Origin of the sequence: Tolypothrix sp. FACHB-123, assembly GCF_014697075.1 — a bacterium.
GTDB lineage: Bacteria > Cyanobacteriota > Cyanobacteriia > Cyanobacteriales > Nostocaceae > Aulosira.
This window is the reverse complement of sequence record NZ_JACJRE010000104.1, coordinates 1-15,964: the sequence shown is the minus strand read 5'-3', so window position 1 is coordinate 15,964 and position 15,964 is coordinate 1. Positions and strand designations below refer to the sequence as shown.

The 15,964-nt window shown below is 41.1% G+C and carries 25 protein-coding genes; 8 read left to right on the top strand and 17 right to left on the bottom strand.

The window, feature by feature from the left end; all coding sequences use genetic code 11:
* Positions 1-291 (top strand): class I tRNA ligase family protein (locus H6G41_RS32980; protein ID WP_190752478.1); only part of this gene is annotated, 291 nt, incomplete at its 5' end.
* Positions 292-558: 267 nt separating this feature from the next.
* On the opposite strand, the gene H6G41_RS32975 is transcribed toward H6G41_RS32980, so the two are convergent.
* On the bottom strand, positions 559-1,542 hold the full coding sequence (locus tag H6G41_RS32975; protein WP_190752476.1) for an SRPBCC family protein: 984 nt from the start codon (positions 1,540-1,542) through the stop codon (positions 559-561).
* 29 nt (positions 1,543-1,571) lie between these two features.
* Entirely contained in the window at positions 1,572-1,922 is a 351-nt protein-coding gene (locus tag H6G41_RS32970) for a helix-turn-helix transcriptional regulator (RefSeq protein WP_190752474.1), read from the bottom strand.
* A 595-nt stretch (positions 1,923-2,517) separates the two neighbouring features.
* Here H6G41_RS32970 and H6G41_RS36525 point away from each other — a divergent pair.
* Positions 2,518-2,616 carry an AraC family transcriptional regulator gene (locus tag H6G41_RS36525; protein ID WP_199316457.1) on the top strand — a complete coding sequence of 33 codons (99 nt, stop codon included), beginning with the start codon at positions 2,518-2,520 and terminating at the stop codon, positions 2,614-2,616.
* 310 nt (positions 2,617-2,926) lie between these two features.
* Here H6G41_RS36525 and H6G41_RS32960 read toward each other — a convergent pair whose 3' ends face one another.
* The 8 genes from H6G41_RS32960 to H6G41_RS32925 all read right to left on the bottom strand — a co-directional run bounded on the left by H6G41_RS32960 (position 2,927) and on the right by H6G41_RS32925 (position 8,787).
* Complete coding sequence (locus tag H6G41_RS32960; RefSeq protein ID WP_190752472.1) at positions 2,927-3,502, bottom strand: Uma2 family endonuclease; 576 nt, start codon at positions 3,500-3,502, stop codon at positions 2,927-2,929.
* Positions 3,503-3,821: 319 nt separating this feature from the next.
* Entirely contained in the window at positions 3,822-5,723 is a 1,902-nt protein-coding gene (locus tag H6G41_RS32955; RefSeq protein ID WP_190752470.1) for a hypothetical protein, read from the bottom strand.
* An 18-nt stretch (positions 5,724-5,741) separates the two neighbouring features.
* Positions 5,742-6,449, bottom strand: coding sequence for a hypothetical protein (locus H6G41_RS32950; protein ID WP_190752468.1), 708 nt, complete (start codon positions 6,447-6,449; stop codon positions 5,742-5,744).
* 170 nt (positions 6,450-6,619) lie between these two features.
* The gene (locus H6G41_RS32945) at positions 6,620-7,027 is read right to left on the bottom strand and encodes a hypothetical protein (RefSeq protein WP_190752466.1); all 408 of its coding nucleotides are present in this window, start codon (positions 7,025-7,027) and stop codon (positions 6,620-6,622) included.
* A 257-nt stretch (positions 7,028-7,284) separates the two neighbouring features.
* On the bottom strand, positions 7,285-7,458 hold the full coding sequence (locus H6G41_RS32940; protein ID WP_190752464.1) for a hypothetical protein: 174 nt from the start codon (positions 7,456-7,458) through the stop codon (positions 7,285-7,287).
* A 113-nt stretch (positions 7,459-7,571) separates the two neighbouring features.
* On the bottom strand, positions 7,572-8,141 hold the full coding sequence (locus H6G41_RS32935) for a hypothetical protein (protein WP_190752462.1): 570 nt from the start codon (positions 8,139-8,141) through the stop codon (positions 7,572-7,574).
* Positions 8,142-8,144: 3 nt separating this feature from the next.
* Complete coding sequence (locus H6G41_RS32930) at positions 8,145-8,495, bottom strand: hypothetical protein (protein WP_190752460.1); 351 nt, start codon at positions 8,493-8,495, stop codon at positions 8,145-8,147.
* 82 nt (positions 8,496-8,577) lie between these two features.
* Entirely contained in the window at positions 8,578-8,787 is a 210-nt protein-coding gene (locus H6G41_RS32925; RefSeq protein WP_045873469.1) for a hypothetical protein, read from the bottom strand.
* Positions 8,788-9,080: 293 nt separating this feature from the next.
* On the opposite strand from H6G41_RS32925, the gene H6G41_RS32920 reads away from it, so the two are divergent.
* Genes H6G41_RS32920 through H6G41_RS32910 form a run of 3 tightly spaced genes read left to right on the top strand, consistent with a single transcriptional unit; the run spans position 9,081 to position 10,084 of the window.
* On the top strand, positions 9,081-9,356 hold the full coding sequence (locus H6G41_RS32920; protein WP_190551757.1) for a hypothetical protein: 276 nt from the start codon (positions 9,081-9,083) through the stop codon (positions 9,354-9,356).
* Between the two features lie 24 nt (positions 9,357-9,380).
* The gene (locus H6G41_RS32915; protein WP_096648462.1) at positions 9,381-9,713 is read left to right on the top strand and encodes a DUF5674 family protein; all 333 of its coding nucleotides are present in this window, start codon (positions 9,381-9,383) and stop codon (positions 9,711-9,713) included.
* Complete coding sequence (locus tag H6G41_RS32910) at positions 9,710-10,084, top strand: hypothetical protein (RefSeq protein ID WP_190752458.1); 375 nt, start codon at positions 9,710-9,712, stop codon at positions 10,082-10,084. Before H6G41_RS32915 ends, H6G41_RS32910 begins: the two co-directional genes overlap by 4 nt.
* A gap of 646 nt (positions 10,085-10,730) precedes the next feature.
* Here H6G41_RS32910 and H6G41_RS32905 read toward each other — a convergent pair.
* The 4 genes from H6G41_RS32905 to H6G41_RS32890 all read right to left on the bottom strand — a co-directional run bounded on the left by H6G41_RS32905 (position 10,731) and on the right by H6G41_RS32890 (position 12,320).
* Positions 10,731-10,919 carry a hypothetical protein gene (locus H6G41_RS32905; protein ID WP_190752456.1) on the bottom strand — a complete coding sequence of 63 codons (189 nt, stop codon included), beginning with the start codon at positions 10,917-10,919 and terminating at the stop codon, positions 10,731-10,733.
* Entirely contained in the window at positions 10,919-11,116 is a 198-nt protein-coding gene (locus tag H6G41_RS32900) for a hypothetical protein (protein WP_190752454.1), read from the bottom strand. The genes H6G41_RS32905 and H6G41_RS32900 overlap by 1 nt, the downstream gene beginning before the upstream one ends.
* Before the next feature lie 86 nt (positions 11,117-11,202).
* Positions 11,203-12,048 (bottom strand): hypothetical protein, encoded by an 846-nt coding sequence (locus H6G41_RS32895; protein ID WP_199316455.1) that lies wholly within the window; start codon positions 12,046-12,048, stop codon positions 11,203-11,205.
* A 2-nt stretch (positions 12,049-12,050) separates the two neighbouring features.
* A complete protein-coding gene (locus H6G41_RS32890; RefSeq protein WP_190752452.1) occupies positions 12,051-12,320 on the bottom strand; it encodes a hypothetical protein in 270 nt (89 codons plus the stop codon).
* Between the two features lie 279 nt (positions 12,321-12,599).
* Here H6G41_RS32890 and H6G41_RS32885 point away from each other — a divergent pair, with 279 nt between their 5' ends.
* Complete coding sequence (locus tag H6G41_RS32885) at positions 12,600-12,818, top strand: hypothetical protein (protein ID WP_190752450.1); 219 nt, start codon at positions 12,600-12,602, stop codon at positions 12,816-12,818.
* Between the two features lie 107 nt (positions 12,819-12,925).
* Here H6G41_RS32885 and H6G41_RS32880 read toward each other — a convergent pair whose 3' ends face one another.
* The gene (locus tag H6G41_RS32880; RefSeq protein WP_190661677.1) at positions 12,926-13,543 is read right to left on the bottom strand and encodes a Uma2 family endonuclease; all 618 of its coding nucleotides are present in this window, start codon (positions 13,541-13,543) and stop codon (positions 12,926-12,928) included.
* Between the two features lie 136 nt (positions 13,544-13,679).
* Positions 13,680-14,384: a hypothetical protein gene (locus H6G41_RS32875; protein WP_242038137.1), complete on the bottom strand. Its 705-nt coding sequence runs from the start codon at positions 14,382-14,384 to the stop codon at positions 13,680-13,682.
* A gap of 40 nt (positions 14,385-14,424) precedes the next feature.
* On the opposite strand from H6G41_RS32875, the gene H6G41_RS35950 reads away from it, so the two are divergent.
* On the top strand, positions 14,425-14,553 hold the full coding sequence (locus H6G41_RS35950; RefSeq protein ID WP_277878222.1) for a hypothetical protein: 129 nt from the start codon (positions 14,425-14,427) through the stop codon (positions 14,551-14,553).
* A gap of 378 nt (positions 14,554-14,931) precedes the next feature.
* On the opposite strand, the gene H6G41_RS32870 is transcribed toward H6G41_RS35950, so the two are convergent.
* Complete coding sequence (locus H6G41_RS32870) at positions 14,932-15,255, bottom strand: XRE family transcriptional regulator (protein ID WP_242038136.1); 324 nt, start codon at positions 15,253-15,255, stop codon at positions 14,932-14,934.
* A gap of 285 nt (positions 15,256-15,540) precedes the next feature.
* On the opposite strand from H6G41_RS32870, the gene H6G41_RS32865 reads away from it, so the two are divergent.
* Positions 15,541-15,870, top strand: a complete 330-nt coding sequence (locus H6G41_RS32865; RefSeq protein ID WP_190752448.1) for a hypothetical protein — start codon at positions 15,541-15,543, stop codon at positions 15,868-15,870.
* The last annotated feature ends 94 nt before the right edge of the window (positions 15,871-15,964 follow it).

Sequence of the window (15,964 nt, the reverse complement as noted above, 5' to 3'; positions counted from 1 at the left end):
TTTGCACCCCATGTGACTGAAGAACTCTGGCAGCAATTGGGTGAATCAGGCTCGATTCATCAGCAGACTTTTCCCCAGTTCGAGCCAGAATTTTTGATTACTGAGCAGGTGACAGTTGCAGTCCAAATCAATGGACGTACTCGTACTACAATTACCGTTTCACCACAAGCTTCACAGATGGAAGCAATAGCGATCGCCAGACAAACAAAAGCAGTTCAATGGTATCTCAAAAATCAGGAGTTTGGGCGTGTGGTTTACGTTCCCGGTCGAGTAATTAACTTCGTTACCTGAACACAACTTAACTGTAGAAAGCGATCGCGCATTTCGTTTCCCGGAATCAATTTAGTCTGGCAATCACAACCGAACTACAGATTCCATAAAAATTCGGTGCTGTCCGCGACACATAAATTATGGGTAAAGGCACAGCAATGCTTGTGCCCTTACCCATCTGTCACATTCTTTTGTACTTCCTTAGCTATATGGTGGTTTTATGCCTACAGCGATCGCAGGAAAAATCATGTAACAGAGCTGTTCAAAATGCTATCCCTTGTAGCATTGTCACCCTATGGATTTCAGGAGTTCTTCGAGACGGTTGAGAGTTTCGCTCAGTCCCTCTTCCATACCAGATTGGAGATGCCCATCTCTTTGTTCTCTTGACTGGTGTTGGATGTGTATATGGAGAGTTGTTTTGCCACCAACTTCATTCAGAGTCAGGATATTGAGATGGTCACTATTGGGAACAGGTTTATAGATTTCGGTAGTTACCAATCGTTCTGGTGGCACAATCTCACGATATTCTCCGTAAAATGCGTGTTCAGTGCTGTTCTTGGAGTCTTGCAAGACATAGCGCCAAGCACCACCCACGCGCAGGTCGATTTCGCACACTGTCATTGTTGTACTGGTACAACCCCCAAACCAGCGCTTAACATGTTCGGGCTGAGTCCATGCTTCAAAAACGAGTCTGCGTGGAGCATTAAAGATGCGAGTAATCAGGATTTCCGTATCTGATGGCAATGTAACAGTAAAACCATTCTGCTGCTTTTTAACTTGCTTGGCCAAGAATTCGTCGAGACAATCGAAACTAGAATTCCATCCAGCAACCACACCCATCTCTTCGTGCTTGCGGCGATCGCTTTCGGTTGCATGACGAATTTGAAGAGTTAGTTTAGTCTTGCCGTCCAAATCTTCAAACATCACTGTCATGACGATTCCCTGTGGCAAATCTGCGTTGATTACTTTTTCAAAGCCTTCATCAAATTCATCGCTGCTGACAATCCGTTCAGGAGGCACGATTTCAAAGAAAATACCTTTGACAGGGTACTCTGTACCATCGGGGCCAACCATGACATACCGCGATTGACCGCCTGGACGCAAATCTAATTCAGTTACACGAGTTGTAAAGCCTTTTGGCCCCCACCATTGGACAATGTGTTTTGGGTCTGTCCATGCCTGAAATACAAGTTCTCGCGGTGCATTGAAGATACGGGTAATGATAATCTCGCGTTCGGACTGAGTGGATGTGGAGTCATTTTGTTTCAACATCTTGTTTCTCCTGAAGAAGGGAACGCAGTTTATGATTCGCGATCGCGTTTGTTGTCCTCTGCTTGCAATTGTTGTAAAAACTCGTCCAGACGATCCAAATTCTGTTCCCAGAATTGGCGATATTGCTCAATCCAATCTGCTGCATCCTTGAGCGCTTGTGCCTCTAGTCGGCAGGGTCGCCACTGAGCCTCTCGACCCCGTGCGATTAATCCCGCACGCTCCAGCACTTTGAGATGTTTAGAAATGGCAGGTAGGCTCATTTCAAAGGGTTGGGCTAGCTCAGTTACCGATGCTTCGCCCAAAGCAAGATGAGCCAGGATTGCTCGCCGAGTCGGATCGGCAAGGGCAGCAAAGGTGACGCTCAATTGATCGGTGGACATTTAGATTGGAAGTATTTAACCGCGCAGTTAATTAACTACTAGGTTAAATGTACTAGTCCACAATGTCAACCCCTCCGAGGAATTTAAAATTCAAAATACTCTGCGGATTTGCTGTAGTGCTTTGCAATACTCGTATCCTTAAAGCGGAATGGCACTAAGATATCAGCAAATCCAATATTCATAAGGCTTTTGGGTGTAGGGTGTAGTGGCGTTCGCAAAGCGCGTTGCGTAGCAAAGAAGTTTATTCATGTTCGCACTTGTTTTTAATTTTCTTGATTTTTTCCCTATACCCGACACCCTACCCTCTAAACCTTGCCCTGACTAGGTTTCACGTTTTCTTAGTGCCATTTTCCTTAAAACGAACTATGACTTATACAAAGATGGAATATTTTTTGACTTAGAAGTCTCCTATCCTGCTACCAGTTGGGCAATTTGCGATCGCGCATAAACATAGCGATCAATCGATTATGGAAATTGCTGTGATGTGTGGATTCAGCAGTCAAGTCGCTTCGCTCCAATTCAAAATTAAAGACATTTAGCGGGGGCTTGAAACCCAAAATTAATTCAAAATTATTTTTATTATTCATTTTGAATTTTGCATTTTGAATTCAAAAAAGGTCATAGTCATTTGAGCAAACAGTTTCGACAACTTACAGGGATGACACCGAAAGCTTACAGAATTAACCAATTTTGACAGATGTTTCCAGATGTCTCAATCCTTGTTGCAGTGGGGAGCAACTCACCTCATTCAAAAATTGCGCTTTTAGTTCCGATTGGCTTCCGGAACTCAATCAGAAGTGAAACCAAACTTGAAGACCCAGAAGCTAAACCAGTCAAGGAAATTGAACTACTGAATCTATTGCATGAGTTTAGCTAATCTCAAGTTTTTAGGCAAATCAAAAAGAAGCCCCACATCTGACCCGAAGGGGAGTGTGTGGAGTACGTCACGCAAATCAAAAATAATTATCTTCTTCGTAGAGGTATGAATTGGCTAGTGTTAAATATCACCAAACAATATTTAAATTCAAAATAAAACCTGGTAACACATCTTCTCCTGATAAAGTTGCAGGTGCCACAAGTACTTCTTTTGATTGTCCAATACGGTAGATTTCCACAAGTTTATTTTTTCGCTCAATGAGCCAGCTTAATTTGACTCCGGCATCCATATATTCGAGCATTTTCTCTTGTGTGGATTTTAAATTATCTGATGGGGACATCAACTCTAATACAAAATCTGGAGCAATGGGAGGAAATTTTTCACACTGTTCGGGTGTAAGTGAGTTCCATCGAGATAGTTGTATCCAAGAAACATCAGGGGAGCGGTCAGAGCCATTGGGTAGTTGAAAACAAGTGGAAGAATCAAATACTTTACCCAGCTTTTTTTGGCGGTTCCAAATAACAAATTCTGCATTGATTTCTGAATTGCAGTTTCCGGTTTCTCCGCCAGTAGGTGGCATGACAATCAATTCTCCTTTGGCATTGCGTTCAAATTTAATATCTGGATTGTCAAGACATAGTTGGTAAAATTGCTCATTGGTCATTTTGACCACATTGTTAAAGTTAATAGTAATTGTAGTCATAACAATTTAAAAACATAGAAATATTTTCTATGTAGATGACTTGTATTTTATTTTAACCCGAAATATAAATCGCAATACTTTTATTAATTTTAGCTCGCTAATAATGATTTACAATACCTCTGACGGGACAATTAATCAAAAAAACACTTGTGATTTTAATAAGAGTGCTGTTCGGTCTTTGTTCCTGGCTGTTCCAGTGGAACAGACTAGGGAACGCTAGGAACATTGTAGATACTGATGTTCCCGTGTTCCGTCGGAACACGGGAACAGGTGAAAACAGGGGTTTAAGGGTTGATTTCAATCTGTTCCATACGATAATTTAATCAGTAATAGTATATCCTGACTCTTCATTACCATTTATTTTCTGTAGAGAAATTAATTCAGCAATAGCTGTCAATAGCAGATGCTTATTAGGTGGATTATTTTCCCATCTTCGAGACTTTCTAATAGCTTCCAGACTAATGGGATAGCTTTTAGCCGATTGAATTATCTCTAACACGAAACTGGCTAATTCTGAGAGAGTAAAGTTGTTGTTTCTAGCTGGAATTTCACCTCGTCTAAAACTTGACTCCAGTCTCTTGATAGTGTCGATATCAGAACTGATGAATTCTCCTGGTGAGGGTGGTTGGAAACCCTCAATATAAGTTCTGGAATCACGGTCATAGCCAGAATGATTTTCTAGCTTGGGCATTGCAAACCAATTATTTAATCCACCATGATAAACTGCTCGGTTTACAGGTGAAGCATCAATGAACTCCTGAAGTTTGGCATCACTGATTTTCTGAGAACTGGGGATAAAACCAGTGGAAATCATCGCACTGTAAGCGGCAATATTCACAGCAGAAACAATCGCTAAGGGAGTAAATTGCGATCGCAATCCGCCACTAATGCCTAAATCCTCAGTATGGGGATTCTGGGCTAAAATCCAAACTCTAATCCCCGCAGAGTCACCGCAGGAAGTATAACTGGTCAATTTGCCTTTGAGCCAATCGAGTTGTTTAGCAATCTTGAACTGACTGCCAATCTGCGTCCCTTCATCAAAAGCCAGTAACTTGTCACCCCTGAGGGAATCAAATTCCCGAATACAATTTTGAAACCAACTGACAATTTCAACAGGAGTCATCGATGGAGTAGAAGCCCGTTTGAGGACATCTACACAACCAGAGAAATAACCAGTCTCCTTTGGGTCGTTTTTGGGGTCGATGTAAAAAATTGTCGTCTGCGGGTGCAATTGTTTAATTCGCCGCAAAGCATTACTGACAAGCAAACCTTTGCCAGCCCCAGGAATACCTATGATTAAATGGTTAGAAATCCGTTGTGACATCTTTTCAATTACATCAAGTGTTTGCGGAGCTTGGGGACTGTATTCATCAATGTATGTGTTAGTTTCTGAAGTTGGTGAGCAAGGAATACCAAGCGGTAAATCAGTTGTCGGTGCAGCTAAAGGTAAGTGAGCAATAGGCGGAGGCGGTAAGTTAATTTGAGGTGCTTCTAATTGTGGTGGGCGTATTTGTTGAATAGCTTGAACATGGTGATAGTTAACTCTAGGATCAACTGACACTTTGGCAAGATGCTGATTGAGTTGGTCAAACGTGGGGAAAACACCGCGAAAATTAACAAAGCAATCAAGCAGATATCGGTAAGCGTAAAAGCGTTTCCCCGGTTCCACAATATTAATAAACTCAGTTAAAGTATGGGTGTGCTGCCTGAGCATGGCAAATTCATAACGCTCGCAGGGTTCCAAGTGATGCATCAAGTCAACAAATTCGTTTTGATTTGAGAACCATTCTTCTCTGGCTTGACTATCACCCATTGCTGATAAAAACTCAAAGAAGTTACCTCTAATAAAAGGTATGGGGGCAAACTGATGGGAAGCATTCATATCAGCTGCAACCGCCCAAACATACCCAGCACTGGCAATTAACGCACCGATGGGTGCCAGAGGACTGGTAGCATAACAAACTGCTCCAATTGCCCCACCAGCAAGAGTGATGAGTTTCGAGAGGTTCATCCCGGCTCGCTCATCTTTGGCTCTGACTAATAGCTGATCGGTACGTTCAACTAACCAAGCCGCAACATTTCCCGCTTCCAGGTGTTCAATAGAAGGATAATCTTCTCTGAGTCGAGCAGTTTCTAGCGTAGTTAAAGATGGTACTTGGTTTTCTTGATGAGTCTGGTTTTGATGAGATGCAGGGTCTGGCTGATAATTGATAAAATCCATAGCTTCTTCACTCAGTTGTTAACTCTTGGTTAATTTCCAGATGGTGTAGCCAATTTCGCCAGCCATCATTGAGCTTAAGTTGTAGACAAGGCAGGCAAGGATAGTGCTGGGATTGGTGAAAGCAAAAGGGTTGCGTCCAACAAAAGTGGTTGTCAAATCAAAAATCCAAAAGAACAAAGCAACTGCACCGCCTGTGTGTCGTTCTTTCATCCCAGCAACCTTGTAATCCCGCCACAATGCCTGTGTTAGGTCAATGGTGCCACTAGGTTTACCACCTAATGTAAACTGCTTGGAATATTCAAACTCGGTTTTCGCTTCTTCTGGACGTTTACCTCTTAACGTTCGAGCTTGCATTACTTGGACTAATGCAGATATGCCAAAAGATAACCAGAATAATGGGTTGAAAGGTAGTGTTAGCCAACCAATCCACCCAATCCAATTTTGCTCAAACCACGGCAGCAGAGGGATGCCACCAAACATTGTCTGCCAAATGCCATCAGTACTGAGTAAAGAGCCGATGAAAAAGCCCAGTGCGCCAATGATTTTTGTACCGCCAGAACCAGGGGTAACAAACTGTGCCAGGATATGGGATACGAAAGACACGGGGATGGAGATAATATCAACAATCCATCCAGCTAAGATTTCTATGTAATCAGAAACTCCCTTCCTTTTCTGAGTCTGCTTTTCGGTTGCTTGCTCAGAAGATGAATTTTTCTGAGTATCCATGTTCTTAATTTCTCCATTAACCCGAAATTATTAGGCGAGGGCAAGCTGGGGGAGCTGGGGTAGCTGAGGGTGCTGGGGGAGAAAAGAGTTATTGTTCAATGACTCTCTTGCCTCCCCAGCTTCCCCAGCCTCCCCAGCCCGTCACCACGCGAAGTTTGTGTGACACACGACTAGCCCGGTGCATCAGTACAAGCATTTTTGTAGTAGTATTTCCATTGCCATTGCCGAGCAGAAATCCGCCCAATGCAAGCACCAGCAGAGTCATAAACATAAATCACTTCCGACTCTAACCAACCTGTAGTTTCTGGGCGCGGATCTCGTTTTGGATTATCAATGTACTGCCGGATTTTCAGTTTTTGAGTGTTGGGCATGACTTGGGTTTGAGCTAACTTTAAAGCTGTTAGCTGGCGTTGCTCGATGCGTGAGCGCTCTACATCTTCGCTCTGTTCAATCCTTGCGGTAGCGTTAAATGATTGAAATTGGGATGGGAGTTTGAGGAATAGGGGTGATGCAATTAAGGTGATTCCTATAAAACCCAGTATTGCTTGTCCAAGGTATTTATTAGCACTGATACTCATGATTTTTCCCCGATCAATTTTACCGATATGCCAGCAGTTAAACCCAAAGTCATGGCAGACGAACAATTCGCAATTCGCAGTTCGCAATTCGCAATTATGAACAAAAGTTTCAATTGATTCATTGTTTTTACAAGCTTTTAATTTCAACTATGAACAAAAAAACAGACAGTATTAATTGCGAATTGCGAATTCATAATTGCGAATTGGTTTGACTGGGCTAATTGCTAATTTCTGCAATGCTTCCACGAGTTTTTGGCTCATTTTGAAACACGCCCCAAAATTGCAAAACCTGCGCCAACAACTATTCCTAACGCTGGGAGCAATCCAGCAGAAAGTACCCCAGTAGCGATCGCACATCCAAAGAGATAGCTACTACCACCCAGAGCACCTAAAACTGAACTAGCAAATAAACTTGTACTGAGAATATCCATAACCGTCAAATTCCTTTGGGATTTTAAGATTTCTTGCAGTAGTTGTATTTGAGCAACAGTAGCGACAGTCTCCTGATGTAGTTGTAGAGCAAGTGCTACTGTTGAATAAGCTTCTAGAAGCGAATCTGTGTCCCCATTGAGCTGACTCGTTCTCTCAAAAGGTTCAGTCGCTGTTTGAGTTGTTCTTTTTTTTGGATGGACTCCCCCAATCTTGTTGAGGCTTCTTCGGCTAGGTTAATTAAGCTCTGATCAATCTCCGCTATTTGATTGTCCACCTCAACCAGAGATTGCTCGGCAAAAGCATCTAGCACAGTTCCTTTAGCTGCAATCAAGGATTCCATGAATAACAATGCGCCTGTTACCCCAGTAGAAGCACCCAAGATTTTCGATTGTTCGTTTTGAACCGCGATCGCTCCTGATATCGTCTGTTTATCTGCTGCCGTTAGCTTGTATGACGCTTGTTGAATTGCCTCGTCAGCCTTTGTAATTGTGGCTTCTCCCATGCCATTGAATGGTTGCGAGTCCGGCTTTTGGTCTTGTTTGACTTTTGAATGAGCCGCCAGAAATTCTTCGGGGAGTTGGGAATTGATTGTCCAAGTTTGGCCTGGGAAATTTTTGCGGAACTCGTCAACTAACTTACCCGGCTTTATACCAATAGATTCTGCATATTCTTTGATAGTCATTATCTAAACTCCTGTAAATTTTTCTGGGTGTTGTTTTAACTCGACTGCGGTTTTGATTAAACCCTTCAGTAAAACGCAAGTCCTAATTTGTTGCAGAACTGGTAGATGCCAATTAGTCAATTTGACATGGCGATTTAATCCACCATTTTCTTCATCTCTGAATTCAGCAAAACTTGGGAGATATAAAGAAGCTAAATCTAGATATGTTCTTAACTGCCTTTCGCTAATTTGTGGTTTCAATCTCAGAGCTGCTTGTTGTCTTGTGAGAACTTCTTCAACAGAGCAAGAACCTTTCAGTTGCAATACTTTCTCTCCTTTAACTTTCGATTGACTTTCGATGAACTTCCGATTCATTTCCGGAAGTGCTGATATCAATCATAAAAAAACCGCAATATTGCGGGTAGTGTTTGTGTAACATCTTTGTGTTTCTCCAACACTAAGCTAAAGCTAATATTTTATGGATAGCTCCGAAGTGGTTCAGTACATATGGCTTAGGTTCCACAAATCTGGAACTATTTTCATCAGCTAACCAGTTTTTTAATGTTTCAACTGAATAACCCGATAATTTGCTCATTTGGTAAATCGAAAACTTATGAATCTTTTTAAAATCTTTAGGATGTATGGGATTAATACTAATAGTTACCATAGACAATTGCTCCTACTATTTGTGAATCAATTTTGGATTTTGGATGCCCGGATGTTAGATTGATTCCCGAATAAATTTGCTTGCTAGCCTTTGGCAATGCTGCGCTAATAGACCAATGCGCGATTTTAAACTTTGAATATTCTCCTGACACAGAGGCTAAGCCAACAATCCAAAATCTAAAATTCGGTGAAGCTTTGTGGGATGATTTTCTTATTTTACCGTACCATACCGTATAAAATTTGCAACTATGACGTAATTTGCCGTACTATCAGAAAACTATTTCTCTGCTATGTATGCCAAAGCCAGGATATAAAACTATCACAGTTCCCGACTGGATAATTGACGAAATTAAAAGACAACCTGATTACCAGGGGAATCAAGCTGCTACACTGGGAAGATTGATTAAAGATGCGGTTGCGGCTCGCAGTGGAGATTTAGAAAGCCCAGAATTAATTACTGGACGCATCCTTAATCATCTGCCTCATTGGGATAGAAACAAATCCTGGGAGTTAGCGCTAACTATTTTAAGCTGGCTACAAGAAAGCGAGCGCTCTGACTATGAGCTTTGATAACATACAGGGGTGTTCCAGAGAATGATTCTGTTGTTACGCAATCGCGCTACAAGTGAACAACTTGAACAAATGCTCATAGAACACAAGTTCTATATTAAAACAGCAGTAGATATTGAGCGTAGAGTATTAGTTGGCGGCGGTGAGCTACACGTTGATTGTGAACAAGTGCTGTTGGATGATGGTAGTAGACAGCAGGATATTTGGGCTGCTAGTTTCATGCCAGTGACTGGGAGGATTATATGCGAATCTATGGTTAATCTGCGTCCTCGCCAAAATCGCTCAATGGAAATTTTAGACTCTAATATTAGAGAAAGAGTTGCTCAAATCATTATTGAGTTCTTGGGAAACTTATGATTGAAATGACACCACAACAGCAAATTTTTATCCAAGATGATGTTTCCACTCGCTTGCATCACTTGGCAAATCACTTATCGCAAATTCATTCTTTATGGGCTGGGGAGTCATCGAAGGATTTGATGCTAAATTTGGTAAAAGAAAGTCGTTACTTTATCGAGTGGACTGTGCCTGACATGGTGAAAGCCGATGACATTGACAGGGCTTGTGAGTTAGTTGATTTAGCGCGTTTAATGAGTAATTGGTTATTCCATTGGGACGAGATGTGGTCTGATGCTGAACAAAAGCGGGTCGCACAGAAAAAGACCCAAAACTGGTTGCATCGGGTTTTGGAAATAGCTGATACAAAGCCAGAATCACTGAGTGCCTAGTTTTTCGGTTTGTCTAGCTTGACCTCAACAAATGGCTCAAGACAACCCATTGCCTTACCCAGATAATGCAGTAAATCACCCAAATTTGTCTTGATTTGGGTTTAAAACTTCCAAAGTTTGTGCAAGCGCCTGTATTGCATCTGCCAAACTCAAATCCCGTTTGCGCTCACATAAGAATTGATAAACTCGTGGGTTATGCTCTTGAAAATCTACTAGTGAAGAAGAATTCAGAAGTCAGAATTCAGGAGTCAGAATCAATCAGTGGCGGGTCTGAATCCCCCACAGATTGAAAACCACTAAATATTCTCTTTCAGAGACGCTACGCGAACGATTTAGTGGGGATCTTAAACCTCTTTATCCATCCGCTAGTCGCACACAATTCATTCTGAATTCTGGCTCCTGACTCCTGAATTCTGTTTTGGTGAATTAAAGACTCTCTCTAATTCCTCATATACAGATTCTCTGGCTCTACTGTCTAAGTACAGTGCTTTATCTAGAGTTTGTTCATTCATGATTTATATCTGATATAAAGAAGCGCTCTGTGATTAACAAAGCGCTCGATGATTGATAGATTGTGGTAAGTTGCTTTCAGCAAAGAGCGCATTGTAGCAAAACTCTCTGTATGTATGGCTACCAAATTTTTGTGTCAATTTTGCTGTCGATTTAGTTCTTGAATCAGAATTTGGCAGCGTTTACTAGCTTCGTAAGCTTGCCGCATCAAATCTTTACTTTGGTGCTGATCTGAGTGCTTAAGTTCTACAGCTTTCCGGCTACAGTCAGCCGCAAGATGTCCAAGCTCTTTAATCCGAGTCTTTAGCTGTTCTATAGTCTTCATTAGCCACCCATTTCTGAAATTATCACATCTAACTGTTCTGCTTCTTCATAAAGTCTATCTGCTCTACTTTGAAGTAAACTAGCGTCTGAAAAGTCATCATTATCTAATGCGACTTGGGCTGCTGTATACAACTGTCCAATTAAATCTTGTAGTTGTTCAAAAGCAGAGCTTAGAGCTTCAATTGTGGTCTGTTTCATTAACTATAACTATTGCCATGCCTGCTTTACAAGCCTCTAGTGTGTGGGAATTTATTTTTTCTAGTTTTTTCAGATTTTCGCTGAAATTATACAACAACTGATTCTTGAACTTGCTGCATCCATCCCTTAATCGCTTGTATTTCATCCACACCATCAACTACAGCATTCACAACGTACTTTTGATAGGAATTGGCAGCATGATTGGGATGGTCAAACTTATTGTCTGCCCAAGCAATGCACATGGTTTTTACAAGCTCATCAACTTTACTGTGATGAAGCTCGCTGGGACTACTAACATCTTGAAAATGTAACCATTCCTTGATTAAATCAAGTGGATAATTAAGTAAAATCCGAATTTGTTTGACTCGCAAATCTTGGGAATGTATTGCAGATGCTACAGCAGTTTGCTTTGGATTTGATTGCGGTTGTGCAGATTGAGCATAATCGACTGAATCTGGAGTTGGAGTTAACTTTGATTGAACATCACGAATAATTGTTGTCCAATCAGCGTTTGGATTCCATTCTCGACGAATACGGGTTTTAGTTAAAGCGTTATAAAGATTGCAGAAAACTGCATTTTCATCACCAGGGGTAGCAACAATGATTAAAGGCTGAGTAAAATCTTGAACAAGGGATGCAGCTAATAAGAATGATTTGGCAAAGTTGGTTTCAATGCCACTGCGGACGATATAAATTTCATCAGCTTGGACAACAATATCTAATTTTAAATTGTCCTTGCCTTTGAAATCCTTATCTGTTAGTCTTAGCTCTGATACATAACCTGTTAATGCTCTTTGGCTGACAGGAATCTTTTTGTCTTGTTCAATCTCGCAGTTATACCAAGCATAAATCCGACCATCAACCTCTAATTTCTTCACATATAGATAAATTGGCTGTGGCGGATTACCTAATCCGAGCTTTATCTCAGGCATAATTAGAAATTATCCAGTTCAGTTTCAGTTTGAGCTTTAGTTGATTGTCGCTGCATCCTGACTTTATTCATCTGGTGAAGTGATTCTTGAATTACAGGTCTTGCAGCTTCTTTAACAGAGGCTTTGGCTTGCTGATATAAAAATTGTGTTACGCCGTCTGCATCTTCTTCTGGGTCGATTTGTGCCCATAATGAGCAACCCAATTCCAACGATTCATAGTCACCTAAGTTAAATTTTCTGTGATAGGTGACAGCAATAGTCTTGATATCCATTAGTTTTTCAACCTCTTAAAGTTTCTCTCACGTTTATTGCAGAGATTTTTAGTGTGAGTACGTGTCTTATTCGTCTTGCTTTAAATTAATTCTTCGCTGAGAATTTTTGAATTATAACTTTCGTAATAAATAGGAACCCTACAAACTTTTTATTTGTAGGAAATTTTTTCTTCTTGAAATGCTTATTTCAAAACGGTCACTTCAGCATTTTGTAAAAAGTATTCCCCCAAGCTGAAAACTGTTGTAATATATGTAAGATGTGTAACTGAAGTCAAATTTATGACTTTTCAAGAACTAAGCACTGGCGATTATTTCCGCATTCCTGGCATGAGTACTGGTTACGTTTACAGAAAAGCCAGCGATTCGCATTGCAGCTTGCACGGAATGTTGCAGCCGATTCGAGCGTACACGAGAGTGAAGCGACTGACATCTGCTGAAGTTCACGAGTTTTTTGCTATTCAACAGGCATACCGTGAAAAGCTGAAGAAACCAGCTTAGAGATTTAGAACACAGCACAAAGAAGAAACCGTACAGTAACCCTGGATTCAGTGCTTGATGTGCTTACACCAGGGATTGAGGCAAAGGGTGGCTAGCTTGAGTTTTGATTACTGCTCTACTAAAGCAGCCTGAAACACTTGGAAAGCAGTTAAACTTAGTTCAGGAAAAGTTGGTGATTGAAGTTTGTCGCTACCCCGAAATTGAGTAACTTGGTATTCACCATCAACTAAAACATAAATTGATATTGTCGGCTGTTTGGGATTGCCAATAAAGCGCCTACCACCAAAAGCAGCATAGTCAACAATCCAATATTCAGGTATGCCTATTTCTTCGTACTCACCAAATTTCAGAAAATAATCATCCCGCCAATTAGTGCTGACAACTTCTACTGCTAATGGAATTGATGCTGCTTGAGTAACTGTTGACGATTTTTTCCAAAGTGGTTCATTAACCAAGTTAGGTAGATTCAATACCAGTACATCGGGAATATAACCAGATTTTTTATCAACTGATTTGACTAATGCTTGAGTTGGAATCGAATAAGCAAGATTAAAACGACGAATTTCATAATTGAGTTCTCTAATTAAAAATGCTCTGACTAACTCATGTTCTCCTGTCGGCTGCATTTCAACAATTACTCCTTTATGCAATTCATATCTACCGTTTTCTGGCTTCCATTCAATGAACTCTTCAAAGCTAATTGGTTCTGCTAAAGGTTGGAACATGAGACTGTTTTCTTTAATTGCTGAAACTATATTAATTGACAGTTTCCACTACACAGTAGCATGAGAATATCCTCTAAACCTACGTTGAAAGTTTGTCAAAGGTATCGGTGGGAACTGATAGTCCCCACCTTTAATTTTACGCCGCTGCTAATTCTGTGCTACCTGAAACTACTTGATACTCCATCAGCCTTCGCCACTCGTCAGCCGTCAGTTGATCAAATGGTTTATCCAACAATTCCTCGCAAGAACTGGTTTCGAGACTAGGCAATACTTCGACCATCGACAATGACCACACGGCATCGAATGCAGAATCACTCTTCACTTGCTGCTGATGTTCTGATGACGCTCTTTTCACCCACCAGCGACCGTCAGTACATCCTGCCGAGCCTAGCTTTTTGTCGTTGTTGTAAATGCCATCATCAAGTAGTTCAAAGCCAAACTTCTCACATTCCAAGGCAATTTGTACCATCACTTCGTTACCAGTGGTAGTAGCTGGTATTTTTTGCTTTTGTACTGGCAGTGTGCCTTGTCTGTAGTGCCAAGCAATGTGGTTGTGGCACTTGGCCCAGCTGTTTGCACGATGTTCTTCAACTGAGTTCACGATCACTACCCAGCGTTGGGTCACGAAGTCGTCATGATCGTAGGTGATGCTAGCTATCAGTTTATCGCCAACGTAAATTTCATAGTCGTAGCAGGTGATTTCGACAATGGTGAATTCTTCGGGTGCTAAAGCTTCACCCTGTTGTGTGATGTTCTGCTCTAGTTCTGCTTGAGCTAGAGTTTGCTCATCAACAGCAAAAGAAGCGAAAATTGCTTGCTGTGTATGCGTTGTATGGGTCATAATGAAAATCTCCAGTAAATTTGGATAAAAGGCGATCGCAATGTTTCTCAGGCAGGCGATCGCCTTTGTTTTTGAAGCACAAAAGAGCGCTGTACAAATGACAAAACGCTCTCACAACAGAATCAGCGAAGCTGTACAAATCTTGGAATTATGGACGTATATTCGATAAATAACCAATTTTTTAGACTTAGTTAGGTCATCGGAATCATCTCCGGCGGCTTGAGCATTACAAGTTTGGCTTCCGGCTGCTAGTCCCGGTGGCATTGGGTTTTGTGGGTATCTAAACAGAATTCAGGAGTCAGGAGCCAGAATTCTCTTGCTTGTATTCTGTCCGACTGGTTCGGCAGTCAGTTGGCGGGGTTCCTCCGCTTAAAGGAACTGCCGTTAGCGCAGCGTAAAGCCTTCTCTTCTCCCTCATAAAGACGCACTTGCGTTCAATCAGTCGCAGGTTTGAATCCCCAACTGATTGATTCTGACTCCTGACTTCTGACTCCTGTATTCTGACTCCTGACTTCTTCTTGCTCTCCTTAACAATATAGTGCAACTTTTAGTTGCACTTGTCAACCCCTAATTGCACAATTTTGGTTTCTGTTAAACACAGTAATTCAGCCAAGGTACAGCCAAATACTTTACATAAGCCAGTAACAAGTTCTGGGGAAGCACTTTTGACCTCTGTGAATGTTTCCATCCGGTTCAAATATTGCCGAGACATATCTACATCATATTCAGCAAGCTTTTTAGATAAAGTTACTAATGGCATATCACCACGCAGTGAGCGCATTTTCTGCCCGCGCTCCTTTGTCCATCTAATAGATCCCACTTCAGTTAGTGGTAACATTACAACCTCTTCCATCTGTTCTTGGCTAGCCATATTATGCAATCTTTAGTTGACAAAAACAAGAGTCAAGTGCAACTATTAGTATCAAGGAAAAAGTGGGAATTATCACCAGATGACAAGTTCATTAAGTTTAGACCTGTGAGATTCTAGTGGAAGGAGTATATGGTGTAGAGAATTTTTGAAGCTACAGACTGTACCCTTGAACTGTTATTGTCTACTTCCTAATCCTTATATTCAACATTGTTTTATGATCGTACAGTCACCACAGATTCTTTAACAAGTCAGCCAAATTACCAAGCAATTGCTAGGAGGATTGTAATGCCTAACTGGAGTGCAATTGAAACTAGTTTTTTACATCTAACCCAGCCACAGCAATTAGGGGAATTGGCAGCCTGTTTAGCAAGGCTCAAATCTTGGGTAAAAAATAGTGCAAAGGGCGAAATAGTTCCAGTATTGTTAGAAGAGAGCTTGTTGTATTTGTCTTTGATACAGCAAAACAGTGAAGTTAATTATGTTGAATTAAATCAACTAATAGAGGTATTACAAGATTGGAAACTCAATTGGGTCAGCAGTTGGAGCGAATCGACCCAAAGCGCAAATATGGCAGATTGTGCATCTACTTGGTCAGTGCGAGTATTAGATAAGTAGGTGGGCAGGAAAATTTATAAGTATGTAACGGAAATTTAACCAGAGTCATTAGAGTTAAATTTAATACGTTTTGTACTATAGTTGCCTTTTTCTC

Bases quoted from the DNA above. Each gene is read 5' to 3' on its own strand.
- H6G41_RS35950 (WP_277878222.1), top strand. From the start codon at position 14,425: ATGTTTCTCAGGCAGGCGATCGCCTTTGTTTTTGAAGCACAAAAGAGC.
- H6G41_RS32910 (WP_190752458.1), top strand. From the start codon at position 9,710: ATGATTGAAATGACACCACAACAGCAAATTTTTATCCAAGATGATGTT.
- H6G41_RS32940 (WP_190752464.1), bottom strand. From the start codon at position 7,458: ATGGATATTCTCAGTACAAGTTTATTTGCTAGTTCAGTTTTAGGTGCT.
- H6G41_RS32960 (WP_190752472.1), bottom strand. From the start codon at position 3,502: ATGACTACAATTACTATTAACTTTAACAATGTGGTCAAAATGACCAAT.
- H6G41_RS32930 (WP_190752460.1), bottom strand. From the start codon at position 8,495: ATGAATCGGAAGTTCATCGAAAGTCAATCGAAAGTTAAAGGAGAGAAA.
- H6G41_RS32890 (WP_190752452.1), bottom strand. From the start codon at position 12,320: ATGGATATCAAGACTATTGCTGTCACCTATCACAGAAAATTTAACTTA.
- H6G41_RS32955 (WP_190752470.1), bottom strand. From the start codon at position 5,723: ATGGATTTTATCAATTATCAGCCAGACCCTGCATCTCATCAAAACCAG.
- H6G41_RS32905 (WP_190752456.1), bottom strand. From the start codon at position 10,919: ATGAAGACTATAGAACAGCTAAAGACTCGGATTAAAGAGCTTGGACAT.
- H6G41_RS32945 (WP_190752466.1), bottom strand. From the start codon at position 7,027: ATGAGTATCAGTGCTAATAAATACCTTGGACAAGCAATACTGGGTTTT.
- H6G41_RS32925 (WP_045873469.1), bottom strand. From the start codon at position 8,787: ATGGTAACTATTAGTATTAATCCCATACATCCTAAAGATTTTAAAAAG.
- H6G41_RS32865 (WP_190752448.1), top strand. From the start codon at position 15,541: ATGCCTAACTGGAGTGCAATTGAAACTAGTTTTTTACATCTAACCCAG.
- H6G41_RS32950 (WP_190752468.1), bottom strand. From the start codon at position 6,449: ATGGATACTCAGAAAAATTCATCTTCTGAGCAAGCAACCGAAAAGCAG.
- H6G41_RS32885 (WP_190752450.1), top strand. From the start codon at position 12,600: ATGACTTTTCAAGAACTAAGCACTGGCGATTATTTCCGCATTCCTGGC.
- H6G41_RS32970 (WP_190752474.1), bottom strand. From the start codon at position 1,922: ATGTCCACCGATCAATTGAGCGTCACCTTTGCTGCCCTTGCCGATCCG.
- H6G41_RS32900 (WP_190752454.1), bottom strand. From the start codon at position 11,116: ATGAAACAGACCACAATTGAAGCTCTAAGCTCTGCTTTTGAACAACTA.
- H6G41_RS32975 (WP_190752476.1), bottom strand. From the start codon at position 1,542: ATGTTGAAACAAAATGACTCCACATCCACTCAGTCCGAACGCGAGATT.
- H6G41_RS32920 (WP_190551757.1), top strand. From the start codon at position 9,081: ATGCCAAAGCCAGGATATAAAACTATCACAGTTCCCGACTGGATAATT.
- H6G41_RS32870 (WP_242038136.1), bottom strand. From the start codon at position 15,255: ATGGCTAGCCAAGAACAGATGGAAGAGGTTGTAATGTTACCACTAACT.
- H6G41_RS32915 (WP_096648462.1), top strand. From the start codon at position 9,381: ATGATTCTGTTGTTACGCAATCGCGCTACAAGTGAACAACTTGAACAA.
- H6G41_RS32895 (WP_199316455.1), bottom strand. From the start codon at position 12,048: ATGCCTGAGATAAAGCTCGGATTAGGTAATCCGCCACAGCCAATTTAT.
- H6G41_RS32880 (WP_190661677.1), bottom strand. From the start codon at position 13,543: ATGTTCCAACCTTTAGCAGAACCAATTAGCTTTGAAGAGTTCATTGAA.
- H6G41_RS32875 (WP_242038137.1), bottom strand. From the start codon at position 14,384: ATGACCCATACAACGCATACACAGCAAGCAATTTTCGCTTCTTTTGCT.
- H6G41_RS32935 (WP_190752462.1), bottom strand. From the start codon at position 8,141: ATGACTATCAAAGAATATGCAGAATCTATTGGTATAAAGCCGGGTAAG.